The following is a 26,077-nucleotide window of genomic DNA, read 5'->3' as shown; positions in this document are numbered from 1 at the left end:
CGGCTACCGCCCCAGCGCCGTCAGGCCGGCCGCGATCAGCGGACGGACCGCCTCGTCGACCTGGTCGGTGTCCGCGGCGACGCCACCACCCATTCGGGCCCGGAACGCGATCCCCGCGGCGATGATCGCCACCTTGAAATAGCCGAGGGCCATGTAGAAGTCCCAGTTGTCCAGTGCCTGGCCGGCCGCGACCGAATAGCGGTTGGCGAGGTCGTCGACCTCCGGGATGAGCGGCGATGCCCACGCGGAGCCGGCGTGGATCAGATTGAACATGGGATGGCGGTACACGCACATCAGCGCGGCGTCACTGAGCGGATCGCCGAGTGTGGACATCTCCCAGTCCAGCACCGCGTCCACCTTGGTGGCGTCCTCGGCATCGATGATCGTGTTGTCGATGCGGTAGTCGCCGTGCACGACAGCGCTGCGACTCTGTGACGGAATCGCTTCCCCCAGAGCCGAATGCAGCCGCTTGACGTCGGTGTCGCTCGGATCGTCCTCGCGCCTGACCAGTTCCCATTGCGATCCCCAGCGGCGCACCTGCCGTTCCAGATATCCGCTCGGCTTGCCGAAGTCGCCGAGGCCGACCGCGTCGGGGTCGACGGCATGCAGATCGGCGAGGACCTTGATCAACGCGTCGACGCAGGCGCTGACCGAGTCCTTGTCCCCGAGCGTCGCCAACTCGTCGGCGTGCCGAACGACGCGGCCGGGCACGTACTCGACCATCTGGAAGGGCGCTCCCGATACCGAGTCGTCATTGCGCATCGTGACCGCGCGCGCCACCGGGACCGGGGTGTCCGCAAGCGCGGCCACCACCTTGTACTCACGCGCCATATCGTGTGCCGACGGGGTGAGGCCGTGCAGCGGAGGCCGGCGCAGCACCCATTTGGCGGCGTCGTCGTACACCAGGAACGTCAGGTTGGAACGGCCGCCGGAGATGAGTTCGGCGCGCAGCTCACCGGTGCGGTCGATACCGACGTCGCGCAGGTGCCGGTCCAGGGCGGCCAGGTCCAAACCCTCGAGCGAGGTAGTCACCCGAACTGTCTACCATCGCTGCCTTCTGCTCTTCGCGCGAGCGCTCATCGCCTGTTCCGGGGGAGCAGATCCCATACGTGCTCAGTCCCGTTGACCGATGCCACATAGAGGTTGCCATCCCGAGACGACAACAGCCGCGTGACCCCGACGTAATCGACGCTGACGCACAGGATCTTCTCGGTGCGCAGGATGCCGTGCAGCAGCCCGTTGATCACCCCGCCGTGGCTGAACACCGCCACCGTGTCCTCGTGTTCGCCCGCTTGGACCAGATCGGCGATCCCGGCCGTGATCCGGGCCAGAAACGCCGCCTCGTCCACAGTGCTGGGCAGGTGACCGCCGGCCAGCCGCTCCAGCTCCTCGGGGAACTCGGCCGCGATCTGCTCGATCGGGATGTAGTGCGCCATGTCGCGGTCGTATTCGGCGAGGCGGTCGTCGACCTCGACCTGCAGGTCCAGCGCCGCGGCCACCGGCTGCGCGGTCTCGACGGCACGGATCTGCGGACTGCTCACCAGCCGGGTGATGGGAAACCGCTTGAGCGCCTCCGGTAGTCGCTGCGCCTGTTCCAGACCCTCCGGCGAGAGGTGCGGATCAGAGCCCTGCCCGGGTTCGCTGCGAAGGGGCAACGCATGCCGGATCAGAAGCAGCTGCATTTCGGGTTTCCCGTCTTGTCGGGTGACGACTCGGTACACGATAAGGCCCGTGCGAGCATTCGCCTGTCCGGTGTGCCACGGCTTCGCGCCCTTCGAGTCGCGGCGATGCCCGACCTGCCGGGCCGAGCTTGGCCTGCACCTGCCGACCGGCTCGATGGTCGTCGTCTCCGAGGACGCGGCCGTCGTCGACGGATCACTGTGGGTGCGCTGCACCAAGGCCGTCAGCACGGGGTGCAACCGGCTGGTCCCGGAGGAGCAGGACGAAGGTCCGCGCGGACGGTGTCTGGCCGATTCCCTGATCAGGCGTGAACCCAAGGCCGACGACACCATCGCGTTGGAGAAGCTCGCGGATACGACGACGGCGATGCATCGACTGATCCTGCAGCTGCTCGATATCGGCCTGCCGGTGGAGCCGTTCTGGCGCCGCGACGGCGGCCTGGCGTTCGATCTGCTGTCGAGCTACAGCGAAGGCGAGCGCGTCACCATCGGGCACGCCAACGGGGTGATCACCATCGACCTGGTGGAGTCGCTCGACGCGTACCGCGAGTCACTGCGGGTGCGACTCGGGGAGCCGTACCGGACCATGCTCGGCCACTTCCGCCACGAGGTGGGCCACTACTACCAGGAGATCCTGGTGGAGACGGGCTCAGGTGCGGCTCGTTACCTCGACGACTGCCGTGCGCTGTTCGGCGACGAGCGCGCTGACTATCAGGCCGAGATCGTGCGGCACTACAAGTTCGGGCCGCCGGCCAACTGGCACGAGTCCTTCATCTCCGAATACGCCACCATGCATCCATGGGAGGACTTCGCGAAATGCTTCGCCCACTATCTGCACATCACCGACTCGATCGGCACCGTGCGTGAAGCGGGCCTGGTGCTCCACGCCGACAAGGTGCGCTTCGCAGTGCCGCGCGACATCGTCCCGTTGGAGTCCTACGACGATACCCCGATCGAACGCCTGCTGTCCGACTGGCGATGGCTGTCTCTGTTCTTCAACCGCGTCAATACCGCGATGGGCAAGAACCCGTTGTATCCCTTCACAATTCCTACACCAGTGGTGGCCAAACTGGGATTCATCCACCGAGTCGCCCGCGAGACGGCCGGTCACTGGCACCGTCACCGAGAAGCTGTTCGACTCGGTGGTCAACCTCAACCTCAAGGGCTCGCGCTGGCTTACGGGCCGACCGTCCGGGTGAACACCTTGATGCCGGGCCCTTTTCTGACCGATGTCAGCAAGGCGTGGGACATCGAGGCGACGACGGCAGGCGCATGCGCCTTTGCACTGAAAAAGGCTCGGCCGGCCAGCCCAAATCATCGGCGCCGCTCTATATCTGGCGTCCGACGCGTCGAGGTACACGAGCGGGTCCATCATCCGGGTCGACGGCGGGATCGCCTGATCCGTCACGGCGTCACGATGTCGAAGTTCGGGTCGGGCCGGTCGAGCACAGCCATGATCGATGGCAGCGCGTTGGCGTCGCCGGTGACCTCGAGACCCGGCGAATCGTTGTCGCCCGCGGCGAAAGCCAGGAGCCGCAGCTTGTTCGCGAGCTTGACCGTCGCGTTGGCGGTCGCCCCGTCCTGCGGCACCTTGCGGTAGACCAGGACGCCGTTACGCAGCGTCAGCCGGTAGTTGGTGGCGATGTCCAGGAACGAGATATCTACCGCCACATCCAGATCCCATGCGCGGGGACCGTTGATGTTGATGGCGAACGTGTCGAACATCTGCTCCGGAGTCAACTGGGCCATGATCGACGGCGACGCCGACTGCGTCGGCGTACCGAATTTGCCGTCCCGCAATTCGGTCGCCCCGGACAGGAAGAAGTTGCGCCAGGTGGCGTTCTCGGCGCCGTACGCCAGCTGCTCGAGCGTATCGGCGTACAGCTCACGTGCACCGGCATGGTTTTCATCGGTGAAGATCGCGTGGTCGAGAAGTGTTGCCGCCCAACGGAGATCTCCGCTACCGAACGCCTCGCGGGCGATCTCCACGACACGGTCGATGCCGCCGATCGCCTCGACGTAACGCGGGCCGAGAGCTTCAGGTGGATGCGCCCACAGCCGACCCGGGTTGCCGTCGAACCAACCCATGTAGCGCTGGTAGACGGCCTTCACGTTGTGGCTGACCGAACCGTAGTAGCCGTGGGTGTGCCACGCCTTCTCCAACGCGGGCGGCATCTGAAAGTTCTCGGCGATCTCGATGCCGGTGAAGCCCTGGTTCAGCTGCCGCAGGGTCTGGTCGTGCAGGTACGCATACAGATCTCGTTGCAGAGAAAGGAATTCCACGATGCGCTCCTTGCCCCACGTCGGCCAGTGGTGCGACGCGAAGACCACATCCGCGCGGTCGGTGAAGCGGTCGATGGCCTCGGTGAGATAACCCGACCAGCCGTGCGGATCGCGGACCAGCGCACCACGTAGGGTCAGCAGGTTGTGCAGGTTGTGGGTGGCGTTTTCGGCCATGCACAGCGCGCGGAACTTCGGGAAGTAGAAATGCATTTCGGCCGGCGCCTCGGTGCCGGGCGCCATTTGGAACTCGATATCGACGCCGTCGATGGTGTGTGTCTCGCCGGTGGTTCGGATATCGACCGTCGGGACGATCAGCGCCACCTCACCGGTGGAGCCGACCTGGCCCAGCCCACACCCGACCTGGCCCTGCGGCCCTCGCTCCAGCACGGCGCCGTACATGTAACCGGCCCGGCGCGCCATCGCCGTTCCGGCATAGACGTTTTCCTGCACCGCATGTTCGGTGAAGTGGTCCGGGGCGATCACCGCAACGCGGCCGGCGTCGACGTCGGCCTGCGTCGTCACGCCGAGCACACCGCCGAAATGGTCGACATGGCTGTGCGTGTAGATCACCGCGACGACCGGGCGGTCGCCGCGGTGGGCGCGATACAAGCCCAGCGCCGCTGCGGCGGTCTCCGTCGAGATGAGCGGGTCGATGACGATGATCCCGGTATCGCCCTCGATGAAGCTGATATTGGACAGGTCGAGGCCACGCACCTGATAGATACCCTCGACCACCTCGTAGAGACCCTGCTTGGCGCACAACTGACTCTGGCGCCACAGGCTCGGATGCACCGTCGCCGGCGCATCACCGCCGAGGAAGGCGTAAACGTCGTTGTCCCACACCACCCTTCCGTCGGCGGCCGTCACCACGCACGGCTCCAGCCCGGCGATGAATCCGCGATCAGCGTCCTCGAAATCTCGGGTGTCGTCGAACGGAAGGCTGGTCATGTGCCCGCGGCTGGCGGACTCGATGGTCGCGGTGGGGGGCTTCTGGTCCATGAGGGAAAACATTGCCACGTGCACATGGTCGGCGATGGTTGACTGACCGAAAGGATGTACGCCGAGTGGTGACCGGGGTGGCGAGCCGATAGCCGCCTCACGAGCGGCGGGCGCGCTCCTCGTACTCGTGGCGCCTGTCGGGATCGGCGTCGGCGAAAACGGCGTCTACGCGTAGCGCCCGACGAACTGCCTCATTGAGGCGTTGCGGCACGAACCGCTGCATCACCGCGATGAGTGTCGCGCTTCGGCGCGTGAGGCCCAGCCGCGGTTTCGGCTTCTCGATCAGTCCGATGATGCCAGCGGCGATCTCTTCGGGTTGCGCGTTGTGGAAGCCGGGCACCGTCCCGGTGCCGTCGACCATCGCCGTGTTGGTGAGCGTCGGCATCACCGTCGACGCTGTCACGCCGGTGCCACGCAATTCCAGCCTCACCGAGTCCGTATAACCGAGCACCGCGTGCTTGGTGCCGGTGTAGGTCGCGATGCCGGGCATCGGGGTGATGGCGGCGAGGGATGCGATGTTGATGATGTGGCCGCTGCCTCGTTTCACCATGCGCTCGGCGGCGAGCTTGGTGCCCAAGATGACGCCGAAGAGGTTGATGGCGATGGCGCGCGACGTGACCTCGTCCGGTTCGTCGAGGAATCGGCCCGCCGGACAGATACCCGCGTTGTTCACCAGCACGTCGATGGGTCCGAGCTGGCGCTCGACATCGTCGAGAAGGGCCGTGAAGGACCGGCGATCGGTGACGTCGAGCCGGGCGTAGAAGCCGAGGTCGAGGTCGGTCCCCGCCTGCTTGACGGAGGTTTCGTCGATGTCGCCGATCGCGACCTTCGCGCCGAGATTGTGCAGGGCCGTTGCGGTGGCCAGGCCGATGCCCCGCGCCCCACCCGTGATGACGATGACTTTCCCGTTGACCGCCGCGCCGGACATGGACCGCACATTAGCCCTCCGCACGTCACCGAGCCTGATGTTCGGCGAGCCAGCGCTCGGCCCGGCGCTTCGACGCCCGCGACAGCCAGGCGTCCTGGATCAACTCCATCAGCTCGGTCCTGCCGATCTCACGGATTCGACTGCCACGCAGCAGGACTGAAAGGTGCCCGTCGAAGCGATCGGTGGTGAAGAACGGTGAGCCCGGATCCTGGACCAGCGCCAGCTTGTCGGCCTCCGATTCCACCCAGATCATGATGACGTCGGCGTAGCGCTCGCCGGTGGCCGGGTCCTCGGCGTCGGGTTGCGGGGTGCGGAAGAATACGAACGACTTCCCCCCGACCTGGTAGATGGCATTGCCCTTGGGGCCTTCGATCCGCGTGACGTGCGGCATCGCTGCGGCGATGTCGTGCACGTCGCTGACGCGGGCCGGCCGGTCACGCATGACGCTCAGGCGGGTCCAACCGGTGCAGCACCACGTCGGTCAGGACGCCGTCGCCGACGGTGGCCGTCATGTAGGTGCAGAACGGTTGCCGGCGACGGTCCGTCGGCGAGCCCGGATTCAGCAGGCGCAGTCCGCTTTTCGCGGTGGTATCCCACGGGATGTGACTGTGGCCGAACACCAGCACATCCGTGTCGCGATACTGCTCGGCCATCCGCGCCTCGCGGCCCGTGGAAGCACCCGTCTCGTGCACCACGGTGAACCGCAGGCCGCCCAGCGTGACGTCGGCGCGTTCGGGGAGGCGCCGGCGCAACTCCGGGCCATCGTTGTTGCCCCAGCACGCCACCAGCCTCTGCGTCCTCGCTTCGAGCGCGTCGAGCAGCGCCGGTTCCACCCAGTCGCCTGCGTGTATCACCACATCGGCGCGGGCCACCTCGTCCCACACGCGCGCGGGCAGGTCGCGCGCCCGCTTGGGGACGTGGGTATCGGCGATCAGCAGCAGCCGCACGGGCCTAATCTAGCGGCGGCATCACGTCGCGAGAGGATGCGGCCGCCAGCCGGGGGGCGGATCTTCGCCGACGCGACCGTCGACGGACCCGCGAAGAAGGTCGGCGTGCCCGGTGTGGCGGCCGTACTCCTCGATCAGGTCACACCGACACCGTATGCGTTCACGCGGAGCTCGTCGGAGCGAAAACCTCGATTCTGCCGTCGCTTTCCCGTACCTGGAACTTCGGCAGGGGCGGGGGCGCGGTGGGGAGCTGATGGGTGAGGGTCTCCCCTTCCAGCGAGAACGAGGTCGAGTGGCACGGGCAGCGCAACCGGCTGTCCGGCGCATCGAGCCACAGTCTGCAACCCTGGTGGGTACACACCCCCGAGACCGCCTCGAGCTTCGCGTCCGAGCGGTGCACGAACCCGTTGACGGAGCCCAGGTCGAACGCGAGGGCGCCGCCTTCCGGCAGGTCGACGCTCGCACCGACCGCCCGCCATGTCCCTGCGTTGGGGGTGAGCTCACCGTGGGCCTGCGGCGTCTGCGGAGCCGGCGGAGTCGGGGCGAGCAGGTTGCGTCCCACCACCAGACCGGCGGCCGCCGATGCCGCGGCGACCGAACCCCCGATCACCACCTCGCGACGGCGCGGGGCCCAGCGAGGATGGCTGACCGGTGACTGGTCCTCGTCCATCGCGTCGGCCAGCCGGCGATGCAGATCGCTGACGAAGTCCTCGCGCGGTGAATCGCTGCCCAGCCGCGCCGCGCGCAATTCGATGGCGGTCTTCATCTCCATGGCATCGTCGTCATCTGGGCGAGCCGATTCGGTGGGCCTCCCGCGCAGCAATCCGTCGACGAAGCGACGTACCGTCCGTCCGCTCACTTCGCCTCCTCGACATTCGTCTGTGCGGCCAACCGCAACGCGCGATACTGCAACACCTTCGCATTCGCGACGCTCACCCCCATCTGGCCGGCGGCTTCCCGCACGGAGAAGGCCTGCAGAAAGCGCAGTTCCAGTATTCGCCGGTAATTGTCCGGCAACCGGTCCAGCACCCGGCGCACCTTGTCGGGGGCGACGCTGCCGATGACCTCGGGCTCGTCTGCCTCGGGCAGATCATCCTCGATCGAGGTCACCTCGCGGCCCATCCGCTCTTTCCAGTAGGACGCGAGCACGGTGCGCGCCGTCATCCGCAGATACTTGCGCACCTCGGGCACGGTGGCCGACACCCGCAACGGCCGCAGGGCCGTCATGAACACCTCGGCGGTCAGGTCTTCGGCGTCGGGCTGGTTGCCGACCTTTCCGTACATCAGGCGGTAGACCCACGTGACGTTGTCGCGATACACCGCGTCCCAGTTCGGATACGCGGCGTCCGTCACCGGCTGCAGCCCTCCCATCGGGCGCGACGATCGCGCCTGCTCTGGTCGAACACGGCGCGCCCCATTTTGGCTCGTGATCACTGATTTCCGTCCCGGAATCGACCTTGGGATCTGCTGTGAGTCCGCGAACTAGACCGTGGCGCCGGCGGCACGGGACTCGGCGTTGCCCCGGTTCATCCGGGCATCGAGAGACAGCCCGCCGGAACCGACGATCAGCAGGAACACGCTGCCGCACAGCATCGCCACCTCGAGACGGCCCTCGTGGAAGAAGTCCCAGAAGCCGGCTTCCTTGGGGTAGAGCGGGGCGTGCCCCCACAGCAGCGGCACCTTCGTGATCACCAGCGCACCGAGCATGTCGACGATCATCGGCAGGGTGGCCAACCGGGTGAACAGCCCTGCCAGGATCAGCACACCGCAGCCGATCTCGAACACCCCGTCGAGGTAGGCGAAGAAGGTGCCCGCCGGGATTCCGGCCTTGTCGAACCGGCCCGGCCCGAGCGCATCGGCACGCACGAATTTCAGGACGCCTTCACCGGCGAAGATCAGCCCCACGTACAGACGGATGAGCACCACCGCGCCCGAAGCGCGGGTGGCTGTGAATTGGTTGAGTGTCATGCCCAGAGATAGGGGGCGGGGTTACAGAAGCCGCCGATCGGGGTAAACCGATGCGCCGGCAACACCGTCGGCGCAACCCGCGTAAGCAGGAGATATTTACATGAGTGGCACAGACAAAGCCAAGAACAAGGTCGACGAGATCGCGGGCAAGGCCAAGGAGACGCTGGGCCGGGCGACCGGCGACAGGAGCACCGAGAACGAGGGCAAGGCCGATCAGGCGAAGTCGAACCTGAAGGACGCCGGCGAGAAGGTCAAGGACGCGTTCCGCAAATGATCGTTCTCGGCGTCATCCTGATCCTCGTCGGATACCTGTTGCCCGTGCCCGGCATCATCGCCACCATCGGGTGGATCCTGCTGGTCATCGGCATCGTGCTTCTGGTGCTGGGCCGGACGGGACGCCCCGTCGGCGGCCGCCGCTACTGGTATTGATCCGAACCCGCTACCGGACGGGTTTCCGGCCGGAGCGGTGAGGGCATACGTGTCAGGTGTGGTCGGCAGCCACCTCGACGAGGGGGAGCGTCTGGCGGCGTATGGCTGCCGACCACCACTTTTTAACTGCCCGCGGGCACCTGGACGAATCCCGGCTGTCCCGCATCCACGACGGAGTTGAACCGGATCCGAGTCTGGAGATGAGCGCTGATCTGCTGTACCTCCGACTCGGGAAGTGCCGTGACATCGAAGTTCTCGGTGATGCGTCCGTGGTTGACCGATGACGTCAGGACCGCGGTACCGCGCTGAATGCCCCACGCCAGAAGGACCTGTGCGGGGGTCTTTCCCGCGTGCGCGGCGATGTCGACGATGAGAGGATCGTCGAGCAGTCGGGGTTCCAACGCATGGCCCAGCGGAGCGAACGCCAGCAGGATGATGTCCTCCGAGTGGCAATATTCGTGAAGTTCCCACTGCGGGTGATAAGGGTGCGACTCGACCTCCACGACGGCCGGCTTGATCCGCGCGGTGTCCACGATCCGCCGGGTGCCCTCGACATCGATGTCCGATAGCCCGATCGCCGCACTAAGTCCTTCGTCGACAAGGGTTTCCATCGCTGACCAGGTTTCGGCCAAGGTGACGCCGTCGTCGTAGACGACGGCCCCGTGAAGGTCGCGAGGGTCCTGGTCGTCGCCGGGTCCGAACGCGAACGGGGTGTGCACCAGATACAGATCGGCGCTGTCCAGACCGAGCCTGTTCAGACTGGCCTGCAGCGCAGGCTTGACCCGTTCAGGCCGGTGGTTGTTGTTCCAGAGCTTGGTGGTGACGAACAGGTCCTCGCGGCGCACCGTTCCGTCGGCGAACAACTGCTTGAGTGCGACGCCGACCTCTTCTTCGTTGCGATACCGCTCGGCACAGTCGAGATGACGGAACCCCACCTCGATCGCGGCCCTGGTCGCGTTACGCGTCTCACTGCTGTCCGAAACCAACGTGCCGAACCCGAGCGCCGGCATCTCGCCGCTGCCGTTGTTCAGGGCGAAGCTGCGCTGTCTCGGATCGTGTTGTGATGCCATCTCTTTGATCTCCTTGACGTGTCTATCGATGGGACTCTTTGAGCTGGGCGACAGCCTCGGCCGTGGTCCAGACCGCACTGGCGAGGAATCGGTAGTTCACCAGCGCTGCGAGGTAGCCGTCGCCTTCGGGCAGACGTGCGCCCGCCGTGGCGTCCTTGACGACGGCGACCTCGAATCCCTGCTCGACGAGTTCGCGCATGTGGCCCTCGACGCAGAGGTTCGCGGCCATCCCCGCCAGGATCACCTGGTTGACTCCGCGTTTGCGCAACTGGAGCACGAGGTCGTTCGACTCCGGACCGACGATCTTGTGCGGAGACGCGATCACGGTCCGGCCGTCGTGGATGTGGTGACGGTATTCGGGCAGGAAGTCGGCGCCCGAGTCGGCGAAGCCGTCCGTCGTGTATGCGCCCTGCCGCGCGAACATCCCGACGCCACCCATGAACTTCTCGAGCGGATCACCGAACAGCCACTGCTCGTCGGTCGGATAGAAGTAGTGCGGCGACACCGCGACGGTGATCCCCACGAGCTTCGCGGCCTCGAACAGTTCGCCGATGTGAGCGACGGTGTCGTGCTCGCGGATGCTGTCACCGAACACCGCCCACGACACACCTTCCGGACGGAGGAAATCGATCTGCGGATCGGTGACGACGAGCGCGGCGTGCTCGGGGTCGAGCACAAAGCCGGAATTCGGTAGCGCGGGGTTCTGCGGTTCGTCGTAAATCGTCGGGTCCGTCATAACACCAATGATAGATGACCAGTCGTCTATTAATCAACGCGTGATGGTGTGATGTGCCTGACCATGGCAGATCAGTGGAGAAGGGCGGGGAGGGTGACCGCTTCGAAGCGTTCGTACGGGGTGCGACTGCGGGTCACTTTGCCGCGAAGGGCCGCGCCCTCCCAGGCTTCGATCAGCAGCGAGGCGAGCTCCGCCGCGTCGAGGTCCGCCCGGATGCCACCGGAGCCACCCTGGCCGGCACGCACACACGCGGTCAGAGCCTCGTCCCAGCGGTCGAGGATGCGGACCAGTTCGGCGCGAACCGATTCACTCGAACCGCCGAGTTCGAGCGAAAGCTTCCCGATCAGGCAGCCGAGCAGGAAGTCACCGGCCTCGTGCTCGTCGGCGAGCGCATGGAAGAAGCCGGTGATTCGCTTCTGCGCCAACCCATCCGTATCGAGGATCGGCAGAAGCCGTGTCTCGATATCGGACCAGTAGTGTTCGAGGATCGCCGCGGCGAAAGCCTCTTTGCTGGGGAAATACGCATAGAACGATCCCTTTGGCACGCCGGCTGCGTCGGTGATGTCCTTGACACCGCTGGCGGCAAATCCACGCGAATGGACGAGCTCGACCCCGGCCTCGAGCAGTCGTCGGCGCACCTCGGGGTTCGATGGTCGTGGCATGATCTCGATAATAATCGACCGGTCGGCTATCTCGGTAAGCGTCTGCAATCAGTTCGGCTTCGGCATCCGGGTGCTCGAGAGCGACAACATCAACCGCCGATCGCGATGGCGCGGGAATCACGGTCTTGCACTGCCAGCACTCGAATTGGGCCTGGCCGATGTGGATGTTCTGCACTGCGTTGCATCGGGTGCACTTCACCGGACGCAGCCCCGCAGGCGCCCGAGGTAGGCCAGGCTGCTGGCAGACGACGATGATAATCCCGATGAAGCCGAGCAAGGCGCCCAAGACGAAACCGCTTCCCGCCCAAGGTTTTGCGATCGCTGATCACTGCGGCGACTACTGCACAGATCAGCCATACGACGATCCAGAAACCCCAGTCCATCAGCTGACCGCTCCCCCGCAGCCACCTGGCGGCGCGGGTGCTGGAACTGGGGACCCGTTGTTGACGACGCACTGCATTCCCGGACTCAAAAGGCCTGCTGGATGGCCGACCATCGGGAGCCCGTATTGAATGTGGTGCCAGTAGCTGCCATCCGGGTACGGAACGCCGTCGCAATAGCCGAGGTAGATCATGCTTCCGGCACCACCGCCGGGACAGTAGTTGCTCGGCGGATCAGGCAGGTGCGGGTCGGGGTCTGCATGTGCGAGCGGTGCGAGCGCCAGGCAAGCGGCGACTGCTGCGGGGACTGGTGCGAGGAGCCTGCTCATCTCAGCCTCTTTCCTTCGCCGCCGCGGGCGTTGCCGGTGAACAGGACGATGGCGTCGATGAGCACCCAGATGCTGAGCGGAATCTGGACTACCCAACCGAGCAGTACGAACCACATGGCGAAGCCCAAGAGGCCGAGCATTAGTTGGGTTACCGCGATTCCGATCGAGCCTATGTAGAAGCGGCCGAGGCCGAACCATCCGAAGAATAATTGCAGTAGGCCGGCAACGGCCGACGACTTGTATCCCACGTCGGAATTGACGTGCGCCGGTGCGCGATTGTCAGTCCAGGTGGCGCCATCGAAGTAGCGCTGACCTGGCGCACCGGATGGATCGGGATACCAGGCGGCAGGTGTGGATATGGCCACGCGCGAATGGTAGTTGGCAAACCCGAACGCCGCTGCCAAATGGCAACGTGGATCGGCATCCACATGTCCTGTACAAGCGGCGGCGCTCCGCGTGCCGCGCTGCCGGACGATCCGCGTGGGTCACACCGCATGCTTCCGATGCGCTGTCGCGACCCTGGTGCCGGATGCGCACGGCCCGCACGGCACAGCAACAGTGGAGCCACGCCTGGGTGGGGAGCGACCAGCGAGGCGCACTACTTGCAGCGCCAGACCAGCGGGCCCCACGTCCGAGACACTCAGATCGATACGCCGCCGGGGAAAGTGGCGACGGAAAGTATGAGGAAAGTATCGACTGATGGGCGTGTCGCGAATGGGCCAGAGCCCATTTTGAAAAGCGCGCCCGAAGGGATTCGAACCCCTAACCTTCTGATACTTTCCGAGCGTCCGCCAAGGTCCGAAAACATCCGCTATCGTGTTGCGGCACAGCAGATTCCATCGCCGTCCGTTCGCACGCGTCTGGCTGAAACCGGGCCAATTTGCGGGCGTTTGTATCAGGAAAGTGGAGAGTGGCCCGCACCCCCGGCCTCTGGAGCCAGAGCTCCTCTGGACCTGGTGTATGTGCCCACATAGACCAGGTCGGGCGAACGCATTCGCCCGACTCAGCTAACTTGACAGTGTACAAAGGTGTTGTCGCAATCACGCGGCCACGAGGGGTAACAATGTCAAGTCGCAATACCGGCGCGAAACTCACGCCCGCCGATCTGGAACACCTGCTGATAATGGGATATAACCAGACTCGGATCGCAGAGATGTACGAAGTCAGCAGGCAGTACGTGTCCGAAATCAGGCGCAAGTACGGGATACCGCTCCCGGCGCGCACGGTTCTCCTCGAACAGCATTTTCCGTGGCGGGTGCCGGAGGCTTTGACCCAAGCGTCCCCCTATAGGCGGCTGCGGGACCACGGTGAATACGTCGGGACCAACGGCGTCGGCATGTCAGCCGACAAGCTGCGGCGGCTGCGGACGTTCTACCGGCAGATGCGCGACCAGGTGGTGGTGTTCGACCCGGCACTACCGCCGGAGCCGGGCGTGGCCAAGTGCGGCGGCTGGGCATACTGCAAGCGCAACGCGGCCGATGGCGACCTGTTGGTACGTGTCGTGGAGCCGATGACTGACGAGGCGCGGCGGGTGTGGTCATTTCCGCCGATCGAGCCATAACCTCAGGTCAGATACCACCGGTTCAACAGGATTATCTGGATATGCACGAAACCTTGCGCTGCAACGGATTACGCACTGATCTTCTGTTACAACTTCACAGAGGGGCAGGACCCTGCTCGACGACGACGCTTGCAGCGTCTCATTCCGCGTTGCATTTTCTCAGTCCCGGTTGCCAATTCGGAGCTGCGAGTGAGACAGCATAAGTCAGGGCCTCGCGGCATAACGGGTTTCGTAGGAATGAAGAGTTCCGTGAGACAAACCGGGCGGAGACGTCGTGAGACGGCATACAAACGCCTAGGTCAGCCGGCACCGTAGATGTCATCGAAGGCGAAAATCTACACGACTTGTAGTTAACTGCACCAGGGACTGCACTTGTGCAGCAAACTTGAGACAAAACGGCACCAAGGAGAGAGCGGATGGCGCTTCCCAGCTTGAATGAGCCGTGGGTATGGCGTGTCCGCGACCTCAACAGCCCGAGGCGGGCCACGCAACTCCTAGAGACGGTGCGTAGAAACGCCAACCGGGACTTGGTCATCGATCTGTCCGACCTCGGTCAGGTATACCCCAACGGAGCAGTTCCCTTCTCCGCAGTGCTGGCTTTCCTACGCGAAACCACCGAGCAAACCATCACTGTTCGCATGCCCGATGATCGCCGCGTGCACTGCATCGAGCACCCGTTGACCGTCGACACCTACGACCGGCAAGGCGGTGACACACTGACCTACTCGGTGTGGCGATACGACACCGAGGCCGAGGCTCAGAAACTGACCAGAATGTACATGGAGGCGCTGACTGACCAGGTGCAGTGCGAAGAGGGAGTCATCGACTCGATCAACTGGTGCCTTTACGAAGTGATGGACAACGTTTTCGCGCACAGCCACGCCGGTTCGGGGTTCGTCATGATGCAACTTCACCGATCCGAGCGACGCTGTGCGATCGCCGTTGCCGATACCGGCATCGGGATCCAGAAGTCGTTGGCGTTGGCCGACCCCCGCGTAGCCCCGCTCGAAATTCTCAAGAACCCATCGACTTCCATCGAGTACGCCCTCAAACAAGGCGCAACGAGCAAGGGCGGTGCACATCAGGGCAACGGACTTTTCGGGCTTCGCCGCTCTGTTGAGATCAACGGCGGCGCCCTTAATGTCACCTCTGGTTGGGGACGGTGGTCACTTCGGCGCGGGAGAGCTGAACTGTCGACAGACCGGTGGCGCGAGTTGCCCGACGTCGAGAATCATCAGTCGACCATCGTCGACTGGCAGCTTGATTGCTCACAGAAGGTCCGCATCGACGAAGCCCTGGGCAGCTCCTATCCGATTAATGACTTCCTGGATACCATCGAGGACGACGAAGGTGTCTACCGTGTTTCGGTCAGCGAGCTCGAAGAATCCCTCGGCTCTCGGAAGCTCGGCGCCGATATCCGCACCCGGTTAGAGAATTACCTCAACGCGGCGGCCGGATTGCAGTTCGTCGTCCTCGATTTTAAGGGTGTCGGGGTGGTGTCATCGAGCTTTGCCGACGAGGTGCTAGGTAAGCTCGCCGCCAGCATGGGCGAATTGGAATTCCGCCGACGTGTATCTGTCGACAACGTCTCAGTCACCAATCGGGCGCTTATCGAGCGGGCCATCTCTCTGCGGCTCAGCTCCGTAGGAATGGAAGAGGCTCGTGTGACAAACGCAGGTTTGGCCGTCGTGAGACAAATCGAATGACCGCAGTTCAGGGCCATTTCCATATATGCAGCTGAGCGTGAGAACCCACACGACTGTGGCTTCTCAAATTCGATGTCCGATTCTCAAATGAAATGTCCAACGCATGTCCAATTGGACATTTCGATGATACTGCTTGAATAGTCAAGAATTTGCCACCACAGAGGTCGACATTTCGAATCAGCAGGAGAGGATCCGCCAGCATGAAGTCCCTTGACAAAATTCTCCGTGAGGCCAGCGACGACACAGCCCATGTTCTGGCAAAAAATCCGCCCGTGGATGACGTCGACGCCGAGAACCTCGATGTCGCAGACCTTCCGGATGCGATTGGATCGAAATGGTTCCGGACTGACGATGTCGTCGCCTGTTTCGCAGATCTAAAGAACTCGACGCAATTGAGCGTCGGGAAACACCCACGAAGCACGGCTGCCATTTACCGTGCCGCATCCGGTAACGCCACAAGAGTGATGCACGACTTCGACGCCGACTTCATTCAGATCCAAGGCGACGGTGTCTTCGGTTTGTTCTGGGGCGACGCCGCCGTCGAACGTGCGGTGTGTGCCGGTGTGACGGTCAAAACTTTCAGCGAGAAGCACTTGGAGCCTGCTCTGTCATCGAAATGGCCAGATGCTCCGATCACTGGTTTCAAGGTCGGTGTGGCCACCGGAAGAGTGCTCGTCAAGAACATCGGCACGCCGCGTAATCCCGCAGAGCAGGAGCCGGTTTGGGCTGGAAAGCCTGTGAATTATGCAGCGAAGGCGGCGCAGCAAGCGGATCGGGGCGAGCTGATCGTTTCGGGATCGGTTTGGCTGGCCATAGAAGCCAATGACTATTTGACGACATCTTGCGGTCACGGAGTGGACGGTGGAACTGCGCCGCAGCCGTCGACGCTTTGGCGCGATGTGACGATCGAGAAGCTCGGACACGACGACGACGAAGCTGCCGGCCGACTCCTGACGGCATGCTGGTGTGATCTGTGCGGGCCCGAGTTCGTTGCCGCGATCCTTAACGGCGAGACAGTTCGACCCGAAGCGAATCAGGCGCGCCAGGCGGCCGTTGCAACTCGGGATGCAACTCGCGCGGCAAGATGGCAGAGGATGAGGCGCGACCGCGCGGCTCGACTAGCCGGGCTCCGCCAGGTGCGTCGGTGATCGGTTACTTACTTACGATTTTGCTGGTTTACCACGATCGCACGGACTTGCGGGGAGAGAGTATGTCGCTGGAGAGCGATCTCGAAGAGTGCGTAGCCGAGACGCACCGGGCGCAGTGGGTGAGACGTGACGGAACGAAAGTGCCGGACGAGGAAGATCTAGCGCTCTCCAACGATGCTGTCGAGATCGACGCAACCGTCCTCTATGCCGACCTCGCACAGTCAACGAAGATGGTCGAAACGAAGAAGGACTGGTTCGCGGCCGAGATATACAAGAACTACTTGTACTGCGCTGCGCGCATCATTCGTAGTAATGGTGGAGTGATCACGGCGTACGACGGTGACCGGATAATGGCGGTTTTCATCGGCGATGCCAAGAATACGAAAGCCGCGAAGGTCGGACTGAAGATTAATTACGCAGTGATCAATGTTCTTCAACCTGCGATCCAGAGTCAGTATCCGGAGGAGAACTTTCAATTGCGGCAACGAGTCGGTGTGGCGACATCTGGACTCTTCGTCGCACGAACGGGAATTCGAGGCAGCAACGACCTGGTGTGGGTGGGCAACGCCGCGAATCATGCCGCGAAAATGGCTGCTCTCCCAACCGACTACACCACCTATATCTCGGGCGATGTTTACGACAAGTTGAATGAGTCGTCGATCTACGGGGGAGACCCACGTCGAAACATGTGGACTGACCTCGGCTCGCGTCATCTCGGGTACCGGATGTATGGCTCTACCTGGTGGTGGAGTCTCTAGAGAAAAGGGAGCAATGGCGAACGGAAACGGCGAAGACACCTCGGAGGACACCACGAGTCACGCCTGGACGACGCTTGGCAATGTAAACGATTGGGTGCGGCACGCGGAAACCAAGGCGGGCTACCTGCTGGCGGCAGCCGGCGTATCAGGTGGCGTGCTGTACAACCTTGTCAAGTCCGAACAACATCCGTCGGGTTGGTTCAGCTTTGTTTCTGTCATGTGCTGTGCGGGGCTTGTCATCGCCGCCCTGTCAGCAATATGGAGCCTGATACCTCGGCTTAAGCTTCGCGGGTTGGAGGAGCCCACCAGCTTGCTTTACTACTCCCATATCGTGCGAAAGTTCGGGACGGATGGACAGGCATATGCTGACTCGTTGCGTACGTTGCTCTCCGACGACATCGAACTGACCAGCGAGATCGCCAAACAGACTCACTCGATAGCTACTGTTGCCCGCCACAAGTATCGCTGGGCGTCAGTAGCCGCCTACAGTTTGGGAATTGGCCTTGCGTTCCTAATCCTGCTTGCAATCCAGATCGGCAGTCGTGCTCTGTAGCTAGTCGGTGTGCAGGTGCGGGTTAGCCCGTCGCGGTCGCAGTTACGTAATGACAGTTGGGCCGTTACGTGGCTCGCGCGAAGAGGGCGCCACTGGCCAAAACGCGCCGCGGTGGTGTGACACTGACCAGGTTTGATTCCCGGTCGGGACGATGACTTGGGCGGTGAATACATGATGATCGTGGCGGCCATCGGCAAAGGTAGCCATGCGGGAACCGAGGCGGTGCCGAGGCCGCAGTACTCCCGCATGCCGCAATAGCGGTTGTACGCATCAACGTAGACGCAAGGCGTCGCACCGTGAGTGCGTCGATACCCTCGCACTCGACGAGCACGACAGCGTAGTCGTAAATGAACTCTGCCGTGATCACAGGCTGCGGGGCTCAGCAACCCCCACCGAGTTGACGACCACCGACCAACTCAGCAGCGAACCGGCTCGAACTCCGCCTGGATTGACTGCGTGGTGGTCACAGCGACGCTCTCACAGTCAAACCGGGCGCAGTCGAGTCATCGCCAGATGGCGCACCCCCGAGTCTTCCATGCGGGGAGTGTTGCCGTAGGACAACTTCGGTCATGCGCCGCCCTCCCGACGGAAGGCAGGGCATTGAATGAGGCGCGTCCAACGGCTAGTTCGTTTGTCTAGAGTGTTTCTCGCAGAATCGGCCAGCTAGTACGCAAGGACGATCGGGAATGCCCGCTGTTCGACGTCATCGCCGCGCAGGTACTTTCGCATGGTCCGCTGTTGCTCGAGTGATTCCCAGGCGAGAGCAACAGACTCGAGCCATCTTGCGATACCGAGAGCAATAGCAACCTGAGCTGGCGCGTCTGCATCCGCCGGCGGTCTGGAGACGTCGAAGTCGTGCGGCAGGCGCGGCCACCGTGGACTTACCAGCGCGGACTTCGACTTCGCGGCGGCCTCCTCGAAGTTCGCTTGCAATCGGTTGATCTCAGCCTCAACTACTTTAATCGTCTGCGCGAGGTCGATTAGACCCGAGTGCCCTTGAGCACGCGCATTCTCACACGCGTTCTCCCCTTGCGTAGTAGCGGCGAGATATCGCGACCGCGTGAGGAGTTCGAGCTTGTCGTGCTCGTCGAGACCAAGTACCCAGGCACCTGACATGCGGCTCAGGCCAGCAACGTCAGAGCTCACGTCGATATGCCACACGATCGCGTTATCCGAGTCGGCATCAACCACCGCCACGGATTGATACTGGGTGCTCACGCCATCTGCTCCTTGGCACAGTCAGGGCACGTGGCCGGACGCCGGCCACGTGTTCGCGGGCGTTCCCAGTTGATCCCGCAGGCAGCACAGACCAGAGCCACCAATGTCGCTGCATCCCACGCAGACTGACTCACCGACTGGAACCCCGCCGTCTCCGTTCGCATCGGCTTCGGGCCCAAAAGCGTCGCTCGGGAGCAGTCGACGCAAACGGATGTCAAGACCTTCCGTGGCGCCATCCACGATGATCCGCAGGTGACGCACACCATTACGGCACCGGTAGATGCAGCGCGAGCCGACGGCACGGGGCCACCCGATTCCAGGGCGCTTGCGAACTCTGAGAACGAACAGATGGCGATACCCAGCTCCCGCGCTCTGCGCGCTTTGGTCGATCGCGAGTCCCCGTCGGCTGCAACGACGAGGTCAGGTCCCTTCTTGGTGACGGACTTGGCGACTATCAGCCCGTGCTCCTGCGCCATTCCCTCCTGGGTTTTGCGGTCGATCAGGACGCCGCCGAGTTCACCCTGTCCGGTGAAGCACACCGACATCCCCGGCAAGAGGTCCATATCGCCGACCATGGCGCGGAACGGCTCGATCCGGACCATGACCGCGTCCATGTCGACGCCGAGCAGGGCTGCAGCGCGGCAGAGATGATCGTGCTCGTCATCGGTCACCACTCCGTCCTCAACAGCGGCATCTATCAAGCCGTTCATGAACTCACGGTGGGCACGTGCAATCTCCAGTTCGTCGAGCCCGAGTTCCTCTGCGAGTGACCGCAGCGCTGTGCGTTCGTCGGCCGTCAGCCGAAGGTCGGCAATTGCGGTGTCGAGCAGCTGTACGTACGGGGCCACGTCAGGACTGCTGTGCAGACCGCCAGCCAGTGCCGCGAGATACGGTGCAGGCGGCAATACTTCGATGTGGCCTTCACGCGCGTACACACGCAGCGGAGTCACCTGTAGTGGCCGGGCGACGGCGGGTTGGCAGGCTTCGACGTAACGGTCGCTCGTCGCGAATAGCAGGCGTGCAGTAGCTCGTGCGTCGGCGATGGCACGGTGGGCGTCCTCCAACAGCACTCCGTGCTCCATGCACGCCTGGCCGAGTTTGCAGCCCGTAGCCCGCAGTGTGTCGATCGCCGAGCCCCAGTCGATGTCGATGCCGGCCGCGGCGAGTTCGTTGCCGAGCATGCGCATGTCGAACCTGACGTTGTGTCCGACGACGACGGCACCGTCCAGCCTCGACGCGACGTGATGTGCCACCTCCGCGAAGGACGGCGCGCCGCGAAGCATGACCGCGTCGATGCCGTGAAGCCACGTCGGACCCACGTCCCTCATCGGTTGAATGAGCGTCTCGAACTCGTCGTGGATGCGACCGTCGCAGTCGAGTGTCAGGATCGCGATCTCGACGACACGGTCTGTGTTGTAGAGGCCGGTTGTTTCCACGTCGACGACCGCAATGCGACCATCGCGACCGATCAGATGCCCGATGCCCGTGTTAGCGAGCGCCGCCCGATTGCCGACGACGCCAGCCGCGGGACCAGTGGTCGCGGTACGCCCCGTCCACTCGCGACCGTCCCACCAGCGTAAATCGGACTCATTCCACGGATCGTCGTACCACCCCGCGTTGACTTCCATCGTTGTCTCCCCCTCCACCCCTTTGACAACGTTTGCTCAAGATACCCGCAGGGTCCGACACGGTCGTCAAATTTCGACGATTTCGGGATGTGGCTCGCTCGGCAACGAACGGAACGGATCGTCGGAGCGAACTTTTGACGGCATGCCGTCCGAGACGGGCGGCATCGATGCTCGAACAGATGGAGTTGAGCGCTGAGGCTACTGACACTGAAAAATCGGCCCGCTAGCTGATGGCGACTTCAGGTGCACTCTGTTGGGCAACCCGGGTCCACAGGTCGACTTCGACGTAGGGCGATTCAATGCTCACAACGAGCGAATAGTCGACGCCGAAGTCACTCTGGTCGTAGTCGCGACGGTTCTTCCAGCAGCCCGCGACTCGATAGACAGCTATGGCTGGGCGGCCGTCCCGCGGCGCGCCGCTAAACTCGCCAACCGCTGCCGCGGCCCGCACCGCAGACACATCGGCGCTAGATGCGATGCCCTCACCCGTGCCGGGCATCGACTCCGAACTGTGGGCCGCCCGCCAAATCATCGACACACTCAATACCGACAATGGGCCAGTCCGGGTGGTACTGGCCGGACCGTCGAGAAACCAGGCGCCTTCCTGGCCAGCCGGCTCGGTCGGCACGCCCAGACCTTCGCCGGGCCTCCGCCACGCCCCGCCACCACCGCATCACGCATCATGCATCACGCCGACGCCGGGCGATACCCCGCCGCCCATTCACCGCCAGAAGCAAGGCCGGATCGCGCTGACATTCAAGGCATCCTCGACGCCGCAGCACACCGGCGCCGACCCCTTGCCGCCATATCGTGAAACCCCTGCGGGCCAAGGTGATCTAGGCGGTCTCTCCGCAGGTGCCTCGGGCAGTCCCGAGGTTCAGCAGGTCGCGACCGACGTGAACACCAGGCACGACCTGCCGCCGGCGGTGTGGCCGGACCCGGACTTCTCCGGCCTTTTCAGGATCAAGGCGGGATATCTGATCGCAGCGCGGGTCGAGGACCAGCTGGTGCTGCCGACCGATCAGCACGACCCGCTGGTCGCTCAGCTGGCACAGGTCGTGTGCGCCGACCTGCGCGCCGACAGCCTGCCCACCGCACCCACGGACCCTTGATCCGCCGGGCCGTCCACACGCCACCCGCCGCAGTGCCGTTTAAGAGCGCCACCAGAGAGCCGGTAAATGATGCCGTAGTGCGTCCGGGGCGTGCCGTTCCCAACGCCCTCGCAGCCGCTCGGACGCGAGCACGGTCAGGTTCGGGCAGCGCGATTTTCGAAGCGCCGAATCATCTGCTCCCCAACACCTCTCACAGACACTTCCGCCATTATTATTGCCGTCCAAGACCTTTACTGATCCTTACCGATACATACCGAATTACCGCTCATGACCGATCATTACCGCTCCACAACCCGACTTCACCGCCGCCGCAGAGCAATTCATATCAACAACCTCTCTATAGGCATGGCACATTGGCAAAGGTGATGCAAGCATCGGTGTAGCCACCGCCGGTGGCCACACCCGCCCGGCCCGGGCAGGTGGCCGAGCGGGTAAGCGGGGTGAGGGCGGTGCTGACGATTTCACGGCTCAAAGCCCGCTCGATGGCGTACTACAACGACACCTCGCGGGCGGCGATGAACGCCGCCGCCGATCGCCAAAAGGCCGGCGGCGGGCTCGGTGAGTACTACTCCGAAGCCGAAACCCGCGCCCCGGTATGGATGCTCGCAGGGGACACCGGGAAGGCCGCCGCACTAACCGGTTTGAGTGCCTCAGATCGTGCTGGGGGGGTGGCTGATCTTGATGTTGTGGAGCACTGGATCGTCGACGGAAGCGCTCCCAACAGAGCCACCGGGCGGGCCTTCGGCGAGCGTTCGAACCATGGGTTCGACCTTGTTTTCTGTGCCCCGAAAAGTGTCTCTCTAGCGCGTGCGGTGGGCGGGGATGAGGTGCTGTCCAAGGCCATCGCCGAGGCCCACCGGGTAGCCGTGGCCGAGGCGTTGGAGTACCTGCATAGCCACGCCGGCTACACCCGCGTGCACAACCCGATCACGGGCATGAAAGACCTCGTTCGGTTGCCCGGTCTGGTCACCGCGGCCTATCAACACGAGACGTCGCGGGCCGGGGATCCGCACCTGCACACCCATGTCCTGCTGCCCAATAGACAGGCCCGCGCCGACGGCGAAATGGTGTCGGTTGATAGCAAGTCCTTGCATCACGAAGCAAAGGCCGCCGGCATCGTCTACCAAGCCAGCCTGCGTCATGAGCTCCATCAGTCGATGGGCCTGGAATGGGAGCCGGTCGACCCGCACACCGGCCAGGCCGACATCGCCGGAATCGACCCCGAGACGATCAGAGCGTGGTCACAGCGCGCCACCCAACTGCGCCAGTGGGCCGCGGCCAATCTCGTTTGTGATGACCCGAACGCACCCACACCCGCGCAACTGGCCACTGCTCAAAAGGCCACCCGGCCGCGCAAGCCCGAGCACCTGTCCTGGGCCGAACTGCAGCAGTCATGGGCCGCCGATGAACGCGGCTTCAGCATCAGCGAGGCCGGTCAAGCCGCAGCCCGCCACGCGCGGCGCACTACCCCCGGGAACGTTCTCACCGCGGCCCGGGCCGCGGCCGCCGGCATCGACAAACCGGCGTTCACCCGCGCCGATCTGATCGAGGCCATCGGTGCCCGGTTGCCCGTCGCCGTCGATGGCGCACCGGACGGTCCGCGCATCCTGATGGAGGTCCTAGCCGACCGGATGGCCATGCCGCTGACCGCCCCGCGCGCGGCGCATGAGCGCGAAGGACACGACCGTTTCACCACCGCGCCGATCGTCGGCGAAGAGGCCGCCATCGTGTCGCTGATCGGGTCGCGCGACGCCGCCGCGGCCCTGCCCGCCAACGCCGTCCAGACCGAGGAACTGTCACCCGAGCAGGCCCGCGCCATCACCGCCATCGCCACCTCACCCTGGCTCGCCCAACCCCTCTCAGCACCCGCCGGGGCGGGTAAAACCACCTCCCTGCGGGCACTGCGCGCGGCCGTGCAGCGCAGCCCCCGACACGATCGCGTGGTGGTTCTCGCGCCCACCGGCAAGGCCGTCGATGTAGCCGTCCGCGAGCACGCCGGCGACACCGGACTGACCATCGCCGCCGCGCTCGAACGGCTCCGCAACGGGACACTGAAGTTCGACAAGCGGACCGTGGTGGTGGTCGACGAGGCCGGCATGGTGGGCAGTTCGGAACTGCGCGAGCTGCTGTCCGCGACGACGGCGGCCGGCACCAAGACCGTCCTCGTCGGTGACGCTCACCAGCTCGCCCCGGTGAAGTCGCGTGGCGGCATGTTCGACCAACTCTGTGGCGATCTGCCCTGGACCCAACACCTCACCGAAGTCTGGCGGATGAACGACGTGGGCGAGCGCACCGCCTCCCTCGGCGTGCGCCACGGCGGCGCCGCCGCCCGGCGCCGCGCCGTCGACTGGTATCGCCGCCACGACCGCCTCGCCACTGGGGACACCGTGACCATGGCCGCCGACGCACTGGCCGCCTACACCCGCGATCGAGAGGCCGGTAAAGACGCGCTGCTGGTCGCTGATTCTTGGGAAATGTGCGACGCACTGAACACCCGTATCCACCGCCACACCATCCCCGACGATGCCCCCACCGTGGCCGCCTCCCGCGGCCATCGCATCGCCGTGGGCGATGTCGTGATCAGCCGCCGCAACGACCCCGACATCCCCGTCTACGACGCCCACGACCTGGCCAAGACCGCGGATCCGGTGCGCAACGGGCACCGCTGGCGCATCATCGGCGTCGACCCCGATACCAGCCGGGTGGCCGCGCGCCGCCTCGGTGATGGCGCCCGCGTCGTGTTCGAGGGCGACTACCTCAGCACTCACGTGCACCTCGGGTACGCGGTCACCGTGCACGCCGCCCAAGGCGCGACCGCCGACACCGCCCACACCCTGCTTTCCGACACCGCGCACAAGGCGTTGGCCTACGTCGGACTCACCCGCGGCCGCGAAGCCAACCGCGCCTACCTCTACACCAAAGACGCCGGGGAAGCCGACCACGCCCACGCTGAGCCCACCCCTGGTGTCCACATGGAGCGCCGTGGCACCGCCCGCGAAGCCGCCGCCCTACTCACCCACATCGTCGGCCGTGACACCCGCGCCCACACCGCGGCCGTCGCGGCCGCCGACACCGACCGCGCCCTGCTCCCCGAACCCGTCCAGGATTTGCTCGAGCACCGCGACCGCACCCGCGCAGCCTGCCGCACCGCCCACCGCCACCACCTCGCAGACCGCGCCCTGGCCGCCGAGCTGCCCCTGCTGCACGCCGAGGTCACCCAGATCGAGCATTCTTGGGAACACAGCCCGGCCACCGTCTACCCGCCGCCGGCCACCGGCCGGGAGACCCTCGACGACCCCACCCGCGCCGCGGTGACCACCATCACCGCCAGCATGCAGAACGTCCAGATCCTCACCGTGGGGGCCGACGCCGACAAACACGCCACCCTGGCCGCGGTCACCGCCGCCGTGCACGGCCAGAACAAACCCGTGTTGGCCGTCCAGACCACCGCGCAGGCCATCGCCGAAGCCAAAGACCGGCCTTACGCTGACCGTTCCGTCGACCCGCGCCGCATTCGCGATCGGATCGACAAGGGCGAGTTGACCATCCCGCCCGGCACGCTTCTCATCATCGATGACGCCGACCAACTCAACCCGAAACTGTTGCGCTACTTCACCGAACACGCCACCGCCACCAACACCAAACTTCTTCTCGTCCGCTCCCTCACCGCTGAACGTCAGCCCAGGCACACCGTCGTCGACGCGCTGGCCGACGACGTGCCCTGGACCCAACACATCGGCACACAACCGCCCCCACAAGCCCACCGCACCGCCACCGAGCGGGTCACCACACTGCTGGCAGAACCCCACACCGGCGCACCGTCGCGGGCCACGTCGGCGGCCGCCGAACTGCTCGACCGACGCACCCGCGTCCTCGACGCCTACCAGCAGAAGCAGGCGCAGGCCCAGCGCTGGAGCGCTCGCCATGCCCAACGTGAACGCGGCCGCGATCGAGGAGGCCTCGAACTCTAATGCTGCGTCAAA

Annotated in this window: 25 protein-coding genes and 1 pseudogene; 10 read left to right on the top strand and 16 right to left on the bottom strand. The window is 64.5% G+C overall.

Features of this window, described 5'->3' with window-relative positions; genetic code table 11:
* Positions 1–3 precede the first annotated feature (3 nt).
* Both ACVWWN_RS07175 and ACVWWN_RS07170 read right to left on the bottom strand, forming a co-directional pair.
* Positions 4–1,032: a phosphotransferase family protein gene (locus tag ACVWWN_RS07175; RefSeq protein ID WP_457143276.1), complete on the bottom strand. Its 1,029-nt coding sequence runs from the start codon at positions 1,030–1,032 to the stop codon at positions 4–6.
* 44 nt (positions 1,033–1,076) lie between these two features.
* Positions 1,077–1,682: a histidine phosphatase family protein gene (locus ACVWWN_RS07170; protein WP_457143275.1), complete on the bottom strand. Its 606-nt coding sequence runs from the start codon at positions 1,680–1,682 to the stop codon at positions 1,077–1,079.
* 49 nt (positions 1,683–1,731) lie between these two features.
* On the opposite strand from ACVWWN_RS07170, the pseudogene ACVWWN_RS07165 reads away from it, so the two are divergent.
* Positions 1,732–2,784, top strand: a pseudogene (locus ACVWWN_RS07165) (zinc-binding metallopeptidase family protein); the annotation flags it as partial.
* Between the two features lie 299 nt (positions 2,785–3,083).
* Here ACVWWN_RS07165 and ACVWWN_RS07160 read toward each other — a convergent pair.
* From ACVWWN_RS07160 to ACVWWN_RS07130, 7 genes are all read right to left on the bottom strand, one after another.
* Positions 3,084–4,961 carry an alkyl/aryl-sulfatase gene (locus ACVWWN_RS07160; RefSeq protein WP_457149031.1) on the bottom strand — a complete coding sequence of 626 codons (1,878 nt, stop codon included), beginning with the start codon at positions 4,959–4,961 and terminating at the stop codon, positions 3,084–3,086.
* Between the two features lie 97 nt (positions 4,962–5,058).
* Entirely contained in the window at positions 5,059–5,889 is an 831-nt protein-coding gene (locus ACVWWN_RS07155) for an SDR family oxidoreductase (RefSeq protein WP_457143274.1), read from the bottom strand.
* 25 nt (positions 5,890–5,914) lie between these two features.
* A complete protein-coding gene (locus tag ACVWWN_RS07150; RefSeq protein ID WP_457143273.1) occupies positions 5,915–6,331 on the bottom strand; it encodes an MmcQ/YjbR family DNA-binding protein in 417 nt (138 codons plus the stop codon).
* A complete protein-coding gene (locus tag ACVWWN_RS07145; RefSeq protein WP_457143272.1) occupies positions 6,324–6,836 on the bottom strand; it encodes a metallophosphoesterase family protein in 513 nt (170 codons plus the stop codon). The genes ACVWWN_RS07150 and ACVWWN_RS07145 overlap by 8 nt, the downstream gene beginning before the upstream one ends.
* Positions 6,837–6,996: 160 nt before the next feature.
* Positions 6,997–7,695, bottom strand: coding sequence for a Rieske (2Fe-2S) protein (locus ACVWWN_RS07140; protein ID WP_457143271.1), 699 nt, complete (start codon positions 7,693–7,695; stop codon positions 6,997–6,999).
* Complete coding sequence (locus ACVWWN_RS07135; protein ID WP_457143270.1) at positions 7,692–8,207, bottom strand: RNA polymerase sigma factor; 516 nt, start codon at positions 8,205–8,207, stop codon at positions 7,692–7,694. Before ACVWWN_RS07135 ends, ACVWWN_RS07140 begins: the two co-directional genes overlap by 4 nt.
* A gap of 111 nt (positions 8,208–8,318) precedes the next feature.
* Entirely contained in the window at positions 8,319–8,804 is a 486-nt protein-coding gene (locus ACVWWN_RS07130) for a DoxX family protein (protein WP_457143269.1), read from the bottom strand.
* 100 nt (positions 8,805–8,904) lie between these two features.
* Here ACVWWN_RS07130 and ACVWWN_RS07125 point away from each other — a divergent pair, with 100 nt between their 5' ends.
* Both ACVWWN_RS07125 and ACVWWN_RS07120 read left to right on the top strand, forming a co-directional pair.
* A complete protein-coding gene (locus tag ACVWWN_RS07125; RefSeq protein ID WP_457143268.1) occupies positions 8,905–9,078 on the top strand; it encodes a CsbD family protein in 174 nt (57 codons plus the stop codon).
* Positions 9,075–9,233, top strand: coding sequence for a DUF6131 family protein (locus ACVWWN_RS07120; RefSeq protein ID WP_457143267.1), 159 nt, complete (start codon positions 9,075–9,077; stop codon positions 9,231–9,233). Before ACVWWN_RS07125 ends, ACVWWN_RS07120 begins: the two co-directional genes overlap by 4 nt.
* A 122-nt stretch (positions 9,234–9,355) precedes the next feature.
* On the opposite strand, the gene ACVWWN_RS07115 is transcribed toward ACVWWN_RS07120, so the two are convergent.
* The 5 genes from ACVWWN_RS07115 to ACVWWN_RS07095 form a co-directional block, all read right to left on the bottom strand.
* On the bottom strand, positions 9,356–10,303 hold the full coding sequence (locus ACVWWN_RS07115) for an aldo/keto reductase (RefSeq protein WP_457143266.1): 948 nt from the start codon (positions 10,301–10,303) through the stop codon (positions 9,356–9,358).
* Positions 10,304–10,325: 22 nt separating this feature from the next.
* A complete protein-coding gene (locus ACVWWN_RS07110) occupies positions 10,326–11,039 on the bottom strand; it encodes a cysteine hydrolase (protein ID WP_457143265.1) in 714 nt (237 codons plus the stop codon).
* 71 nt (positions 11,040–11,110) lie between these two features.
* Positions 11,111–11,701: a TetR/AcrR family transcriptional regulator gene (locus ACVWWN_RS07105; RefSeq protein ID WP_457143264.1), complete on the bottom strand. Its 591-nt coding sequence runs from the start codon at positions 11,699–11,701 to the stop codon at positions 11,111–11,113.
* Between the two features lie 382 nt (positions 11,702–12,083).
* Complete coding sequence (locus tag ACVWWN_RS07100; RefSeq protein WP_457143263.1) at positions 12,084–12,410, bottom strand: hypothetical protein; 327 nt, start codon at positions 12,408–12,410, stop codon at positions 12,084–12,086.
* The gene (locus tag ACVWWN_RS07095; protein WP_457143262.1) at positions 12,407–12,838 is read right to left on the bottom strand and encodes a DUF2510 domain-containing protein; all 432 of its coding nucleotides are present in this window, start codon (positions 12,836–12,838) and stop codon (positions 12,407–12,409) included. Before ACVWWN_RS07095 ends, ACVWWN_RS07100 begins: the two co-directional genes overlap by 4 nt.
* Positions 12,839–13,473: 635 nt before the next feature.
* Between ACVWWN_RS07095 and ACVWWN_RS07090 the strand changes: the two genes are divergently transcribed.
* The 5 genes from ACVWWN_RS07090 to ACVWWN_RS07070 all read left to right on the top strand — a co-directional run bounded on the left by ACVWWN_RS07090 (position 13,474) and on the right by ACVWWN_RS07070 (position 18,136).
* A complete protein-coding gene (locus tag ACVWWN_RS07090; protein WP_457143261.1) occupies positions 13,474–13,971 on the top strand; it encodes an XRE family transcriptional regulator in 498 nt (165 codons plus the stop codon).
* A gap of 677 nt (positions 13,972–14,648) precedes the next feature.
* Positions 14,649–15,677, top strand: a complete 1,029-nt coding sequence (locus tag ACVWWN_RS07085; protein ID WP_457143260.1) for an STAS-like domain-containing protein — start codon at positions 14,649–14,651, stop codon at positions 15,675–15,677.
* A gap of 200 nt (positions 15,678–15,877) precedes the next feature.
* The gene (locus ACVWWN_RS07080) at positions 15,878–16,825 is read left to right on the top strand and encodes an adenylate/guanylate cyclase domain-containing protein (RefSeq protein WP_457143259.1); all 948 of its coding nucleotides are present in this window, start codon (positions 15,878–15,880) and stop codon (positions 16,823–16,825) included.
* A gap of 62 nt (positions 16,826–16,887) precedes the next feature.
* On the top strand, positions 16,888–17,583 hold the full coding sequence (locus ACVWWN_RS07075; protein ID WP_457143258.1) for an adenylate/guanylate cyclase domain-containing protein: 696 nt from the start codon (positions 16,888–16,890) through the stop codon (positions 17,581–17,583).
* A gap of 13 nt (positions 17,584–17,596) precedes the next feature.
* Positions 17,597–18,136, top strand: a complete 540-nt coding sequence (locus ACVWWN_RS07070; protein WP_457143257.1) for a Pycsar system effector family protein — start codon at positions 17,597–17,599, stop codon at positions 18,134–18,136.
* 663 nt (positions 18,137–18,799) lie between these two features.
* Here the strand turns inward: ACVWWN_RS07070 and ACVWWN_RS07065 are convergent.
* On the bottom strand, positions 18,800–19,354 hold the full coding sequence (locus ACVWWN_RS07065) for a hypothetical protein (protein WP_457143256.1): 555 nt from the start codon (positions 19,352–19,354) through the stop codon (positions 18,800–18,802).
* Entirely contained in the window at positions 19,351–20,982 is a 1,632-nt protein-coding gene (locus tag ACVWWN_RS07060; protein WP_457143255.1) for an exonuclease domain-containing protein, read from the bottom strand. The genes ACVWWN_RS07065 and ACVWWN_RS07060 overlap by 4 nt, the downstream gene beginning before the upstream one ends.
* A gap of 476 nt (positions 20,983–21,458) precedes the next feature.
* Between ACVWWN_RS07060 and ACVWWN_RS07055 the strand changes: the two genes are divergently transcribed.
* Both ACVWWN_RS07055 and mobF read left to right on the top strand, forming a co-directional pair.
* Positions 21,459–22,094: a hypothetical protein gene (locus ACVWWN_RS07055; RefSeq protein ID WP_457143254.1), complete on the top strand. Its 636-nt coding sequence runs from the start codon at positions 21,459–21,461 to the stop codon at positions 22,092–22,094.
* Positions 22,095–22,486: 392 nt separating this feature from the next.
* Positions 22,487–26,065 carry a MobF family relaxase gene (gene mobF / locus ACVWWN_RS07050; RefSeq protein ID WP_457143253.1) on the top strand — a complete coding sequence of 1,193 codons (3,579 nt, stop codon included), beginning with the start codon at positions 22,487–22,489 and terminating at the stop codon, positions 26,063–26,065.
* The last annotated feature ends 12 nt before the right edge of the window (positions 26,066–26,077 follow it).

The sequence above is a fragment of the Mycobacterium sp. URHB0021 genome, from assembly GCF_054057895.1.
Note: the sequence above shows the minus strand (reverse complement) of the source record. Positions and strands in the feature narration are given on the sequence as shown.

Excerpts from the sequence above, each read along its gene's own strand:
- ACVWWN_RS07115 (WP_457143266.1), bottom strand. The coding sequence starts at position 10,303 with ATGGCATCACAACACGATCCGAGACAGCGCAGCTTCGCCCTGAACAAC.
- ACVWWN_RS07100 (WP_457143263.1), bottom strand. The coding sequence starts at position 12,410 with ATGAGCAGGCTCCTCGCACCAGTCCCCGCAGCAGTCGCCGCTTGCCTG.
- ACVWWN_RS07055 (WP_457143254.1), top strand. The coding sequence starts at position 21,459 with ATGCCCTCACCCGTGCCGGGCATCGACTCCGAACTGTGGGCCGCCCGC.
- ACVWWN_RS07070 (WP_457143257.1), top strand. The coding sequence starts at position 17,597 with ATGGCGAACGGAAACGGCGAAGACACCTCGGAGGACACCACGAGTCAC.
- ACVWWN_RS07135 (WP_457143270.1), bottom strand. The coding sequence starts at position 8,207 with ATGGGAGGGCTGCAGCCGGTGACGGACGCCGCGTATCCGAACTGGGAC.
- ACVWWN_RS07125 (WP_457143268.1), top strand. The coding sequence starts at position 8,905 with ATGAGTGGCACAGACAAAGCCAAGAACAAGGTCGACGAGATCGCGGGC.
- ACVWWN_RS07120 (WP_457143267.1), top strand. The coding sequence starts at position 9,075 with ATGATCGTTCTCGGCGTCATCCTGATCCTCGTCGGATACCTGTTGCCC.
- ACVWWN_RS07170 (WP_457143275.1), bottom strand. The coding sequence starts at position 1,682 with ATGCAGCTGCTTCTGATCCGGCATGCGTTGCCCCTTCGCAGCGAACCC.
- ACVWWN_RS07105 (WP_457143264.1), bottom strand. The coding sequence starts at position 11,701 with ATGCCACGACCATCGAACCCCGAGGTGCGCCGACGACTGCTCGAGGCC.
- ACVWWN_RS07090 (WP_457143261.1), top strand. The coding sequence starts at position 13,474 with ATGTCAAGTCGCAATACCGGCGCGAAACTCACGCCCGCCGATCTGGAA.
- ACVWWN_RS07075 (WP_457143258.1), top strand. The coding sequence starts at position 16,888 with ATGTCGCTGGAGAGCGATCTCGAAGAGTGCGTAGCCGAGACGCACCGG.
- ACVWWN_RS07150 (WP_457143273.1), bottom strand. The coding sequence starts at position 6,331 with ATGCGTGACCGGCCGGCCCGCGTCAGCGACGTGCACGACATCGCCGCA.
- ACVWWN_RS07160 (WP_457149031.1), bottom strand. The coding sequence starts at position 4,961 with ATGGACCAGAAGCCCCCCACCGCGACCATCGAGTCCGCCAGCCGCGGG.
- ACVWWN_RS07130 (WP_457143269.1), bottom strand. The coding sequence starts at position 8,804 with ATGACACTCAACCAATTCACAGCCACCCGCGCTTCGGGCGCGGTGGTG.
- ACVWWN_RS07080 (WP_457143259.1), top strand. The coding sequence starts at position 15,878 with ATGAAGTCCCTTGACAAAATTCTCCGTGAGGCCAGCGACGACACAGCC.
- ACVWWN_RS07060 (WP_457143255.1), bottom strand. The coding sequence starts at position 20,982 with ATGGAAGTCAACGCGGGGTGGTACGACGATCCGTGGAATGAGTCCGAT.
- ACVWWN_RS07110 (WP_457143265.1), bottom strand. The coding sequence starts at position 11,039 with ATGACGGACCCGACGATTTACGACGAACCGCAGAACCCCGCGCTACCG.
- ACVWWN_RS07155 (WP_457143274.1), bottom strand. The coding sequence starts at position 5,889 with ATGTCCGGCGCGGCGGTCAACGGGAAAGTCATCGTCATCACGGGTGGG.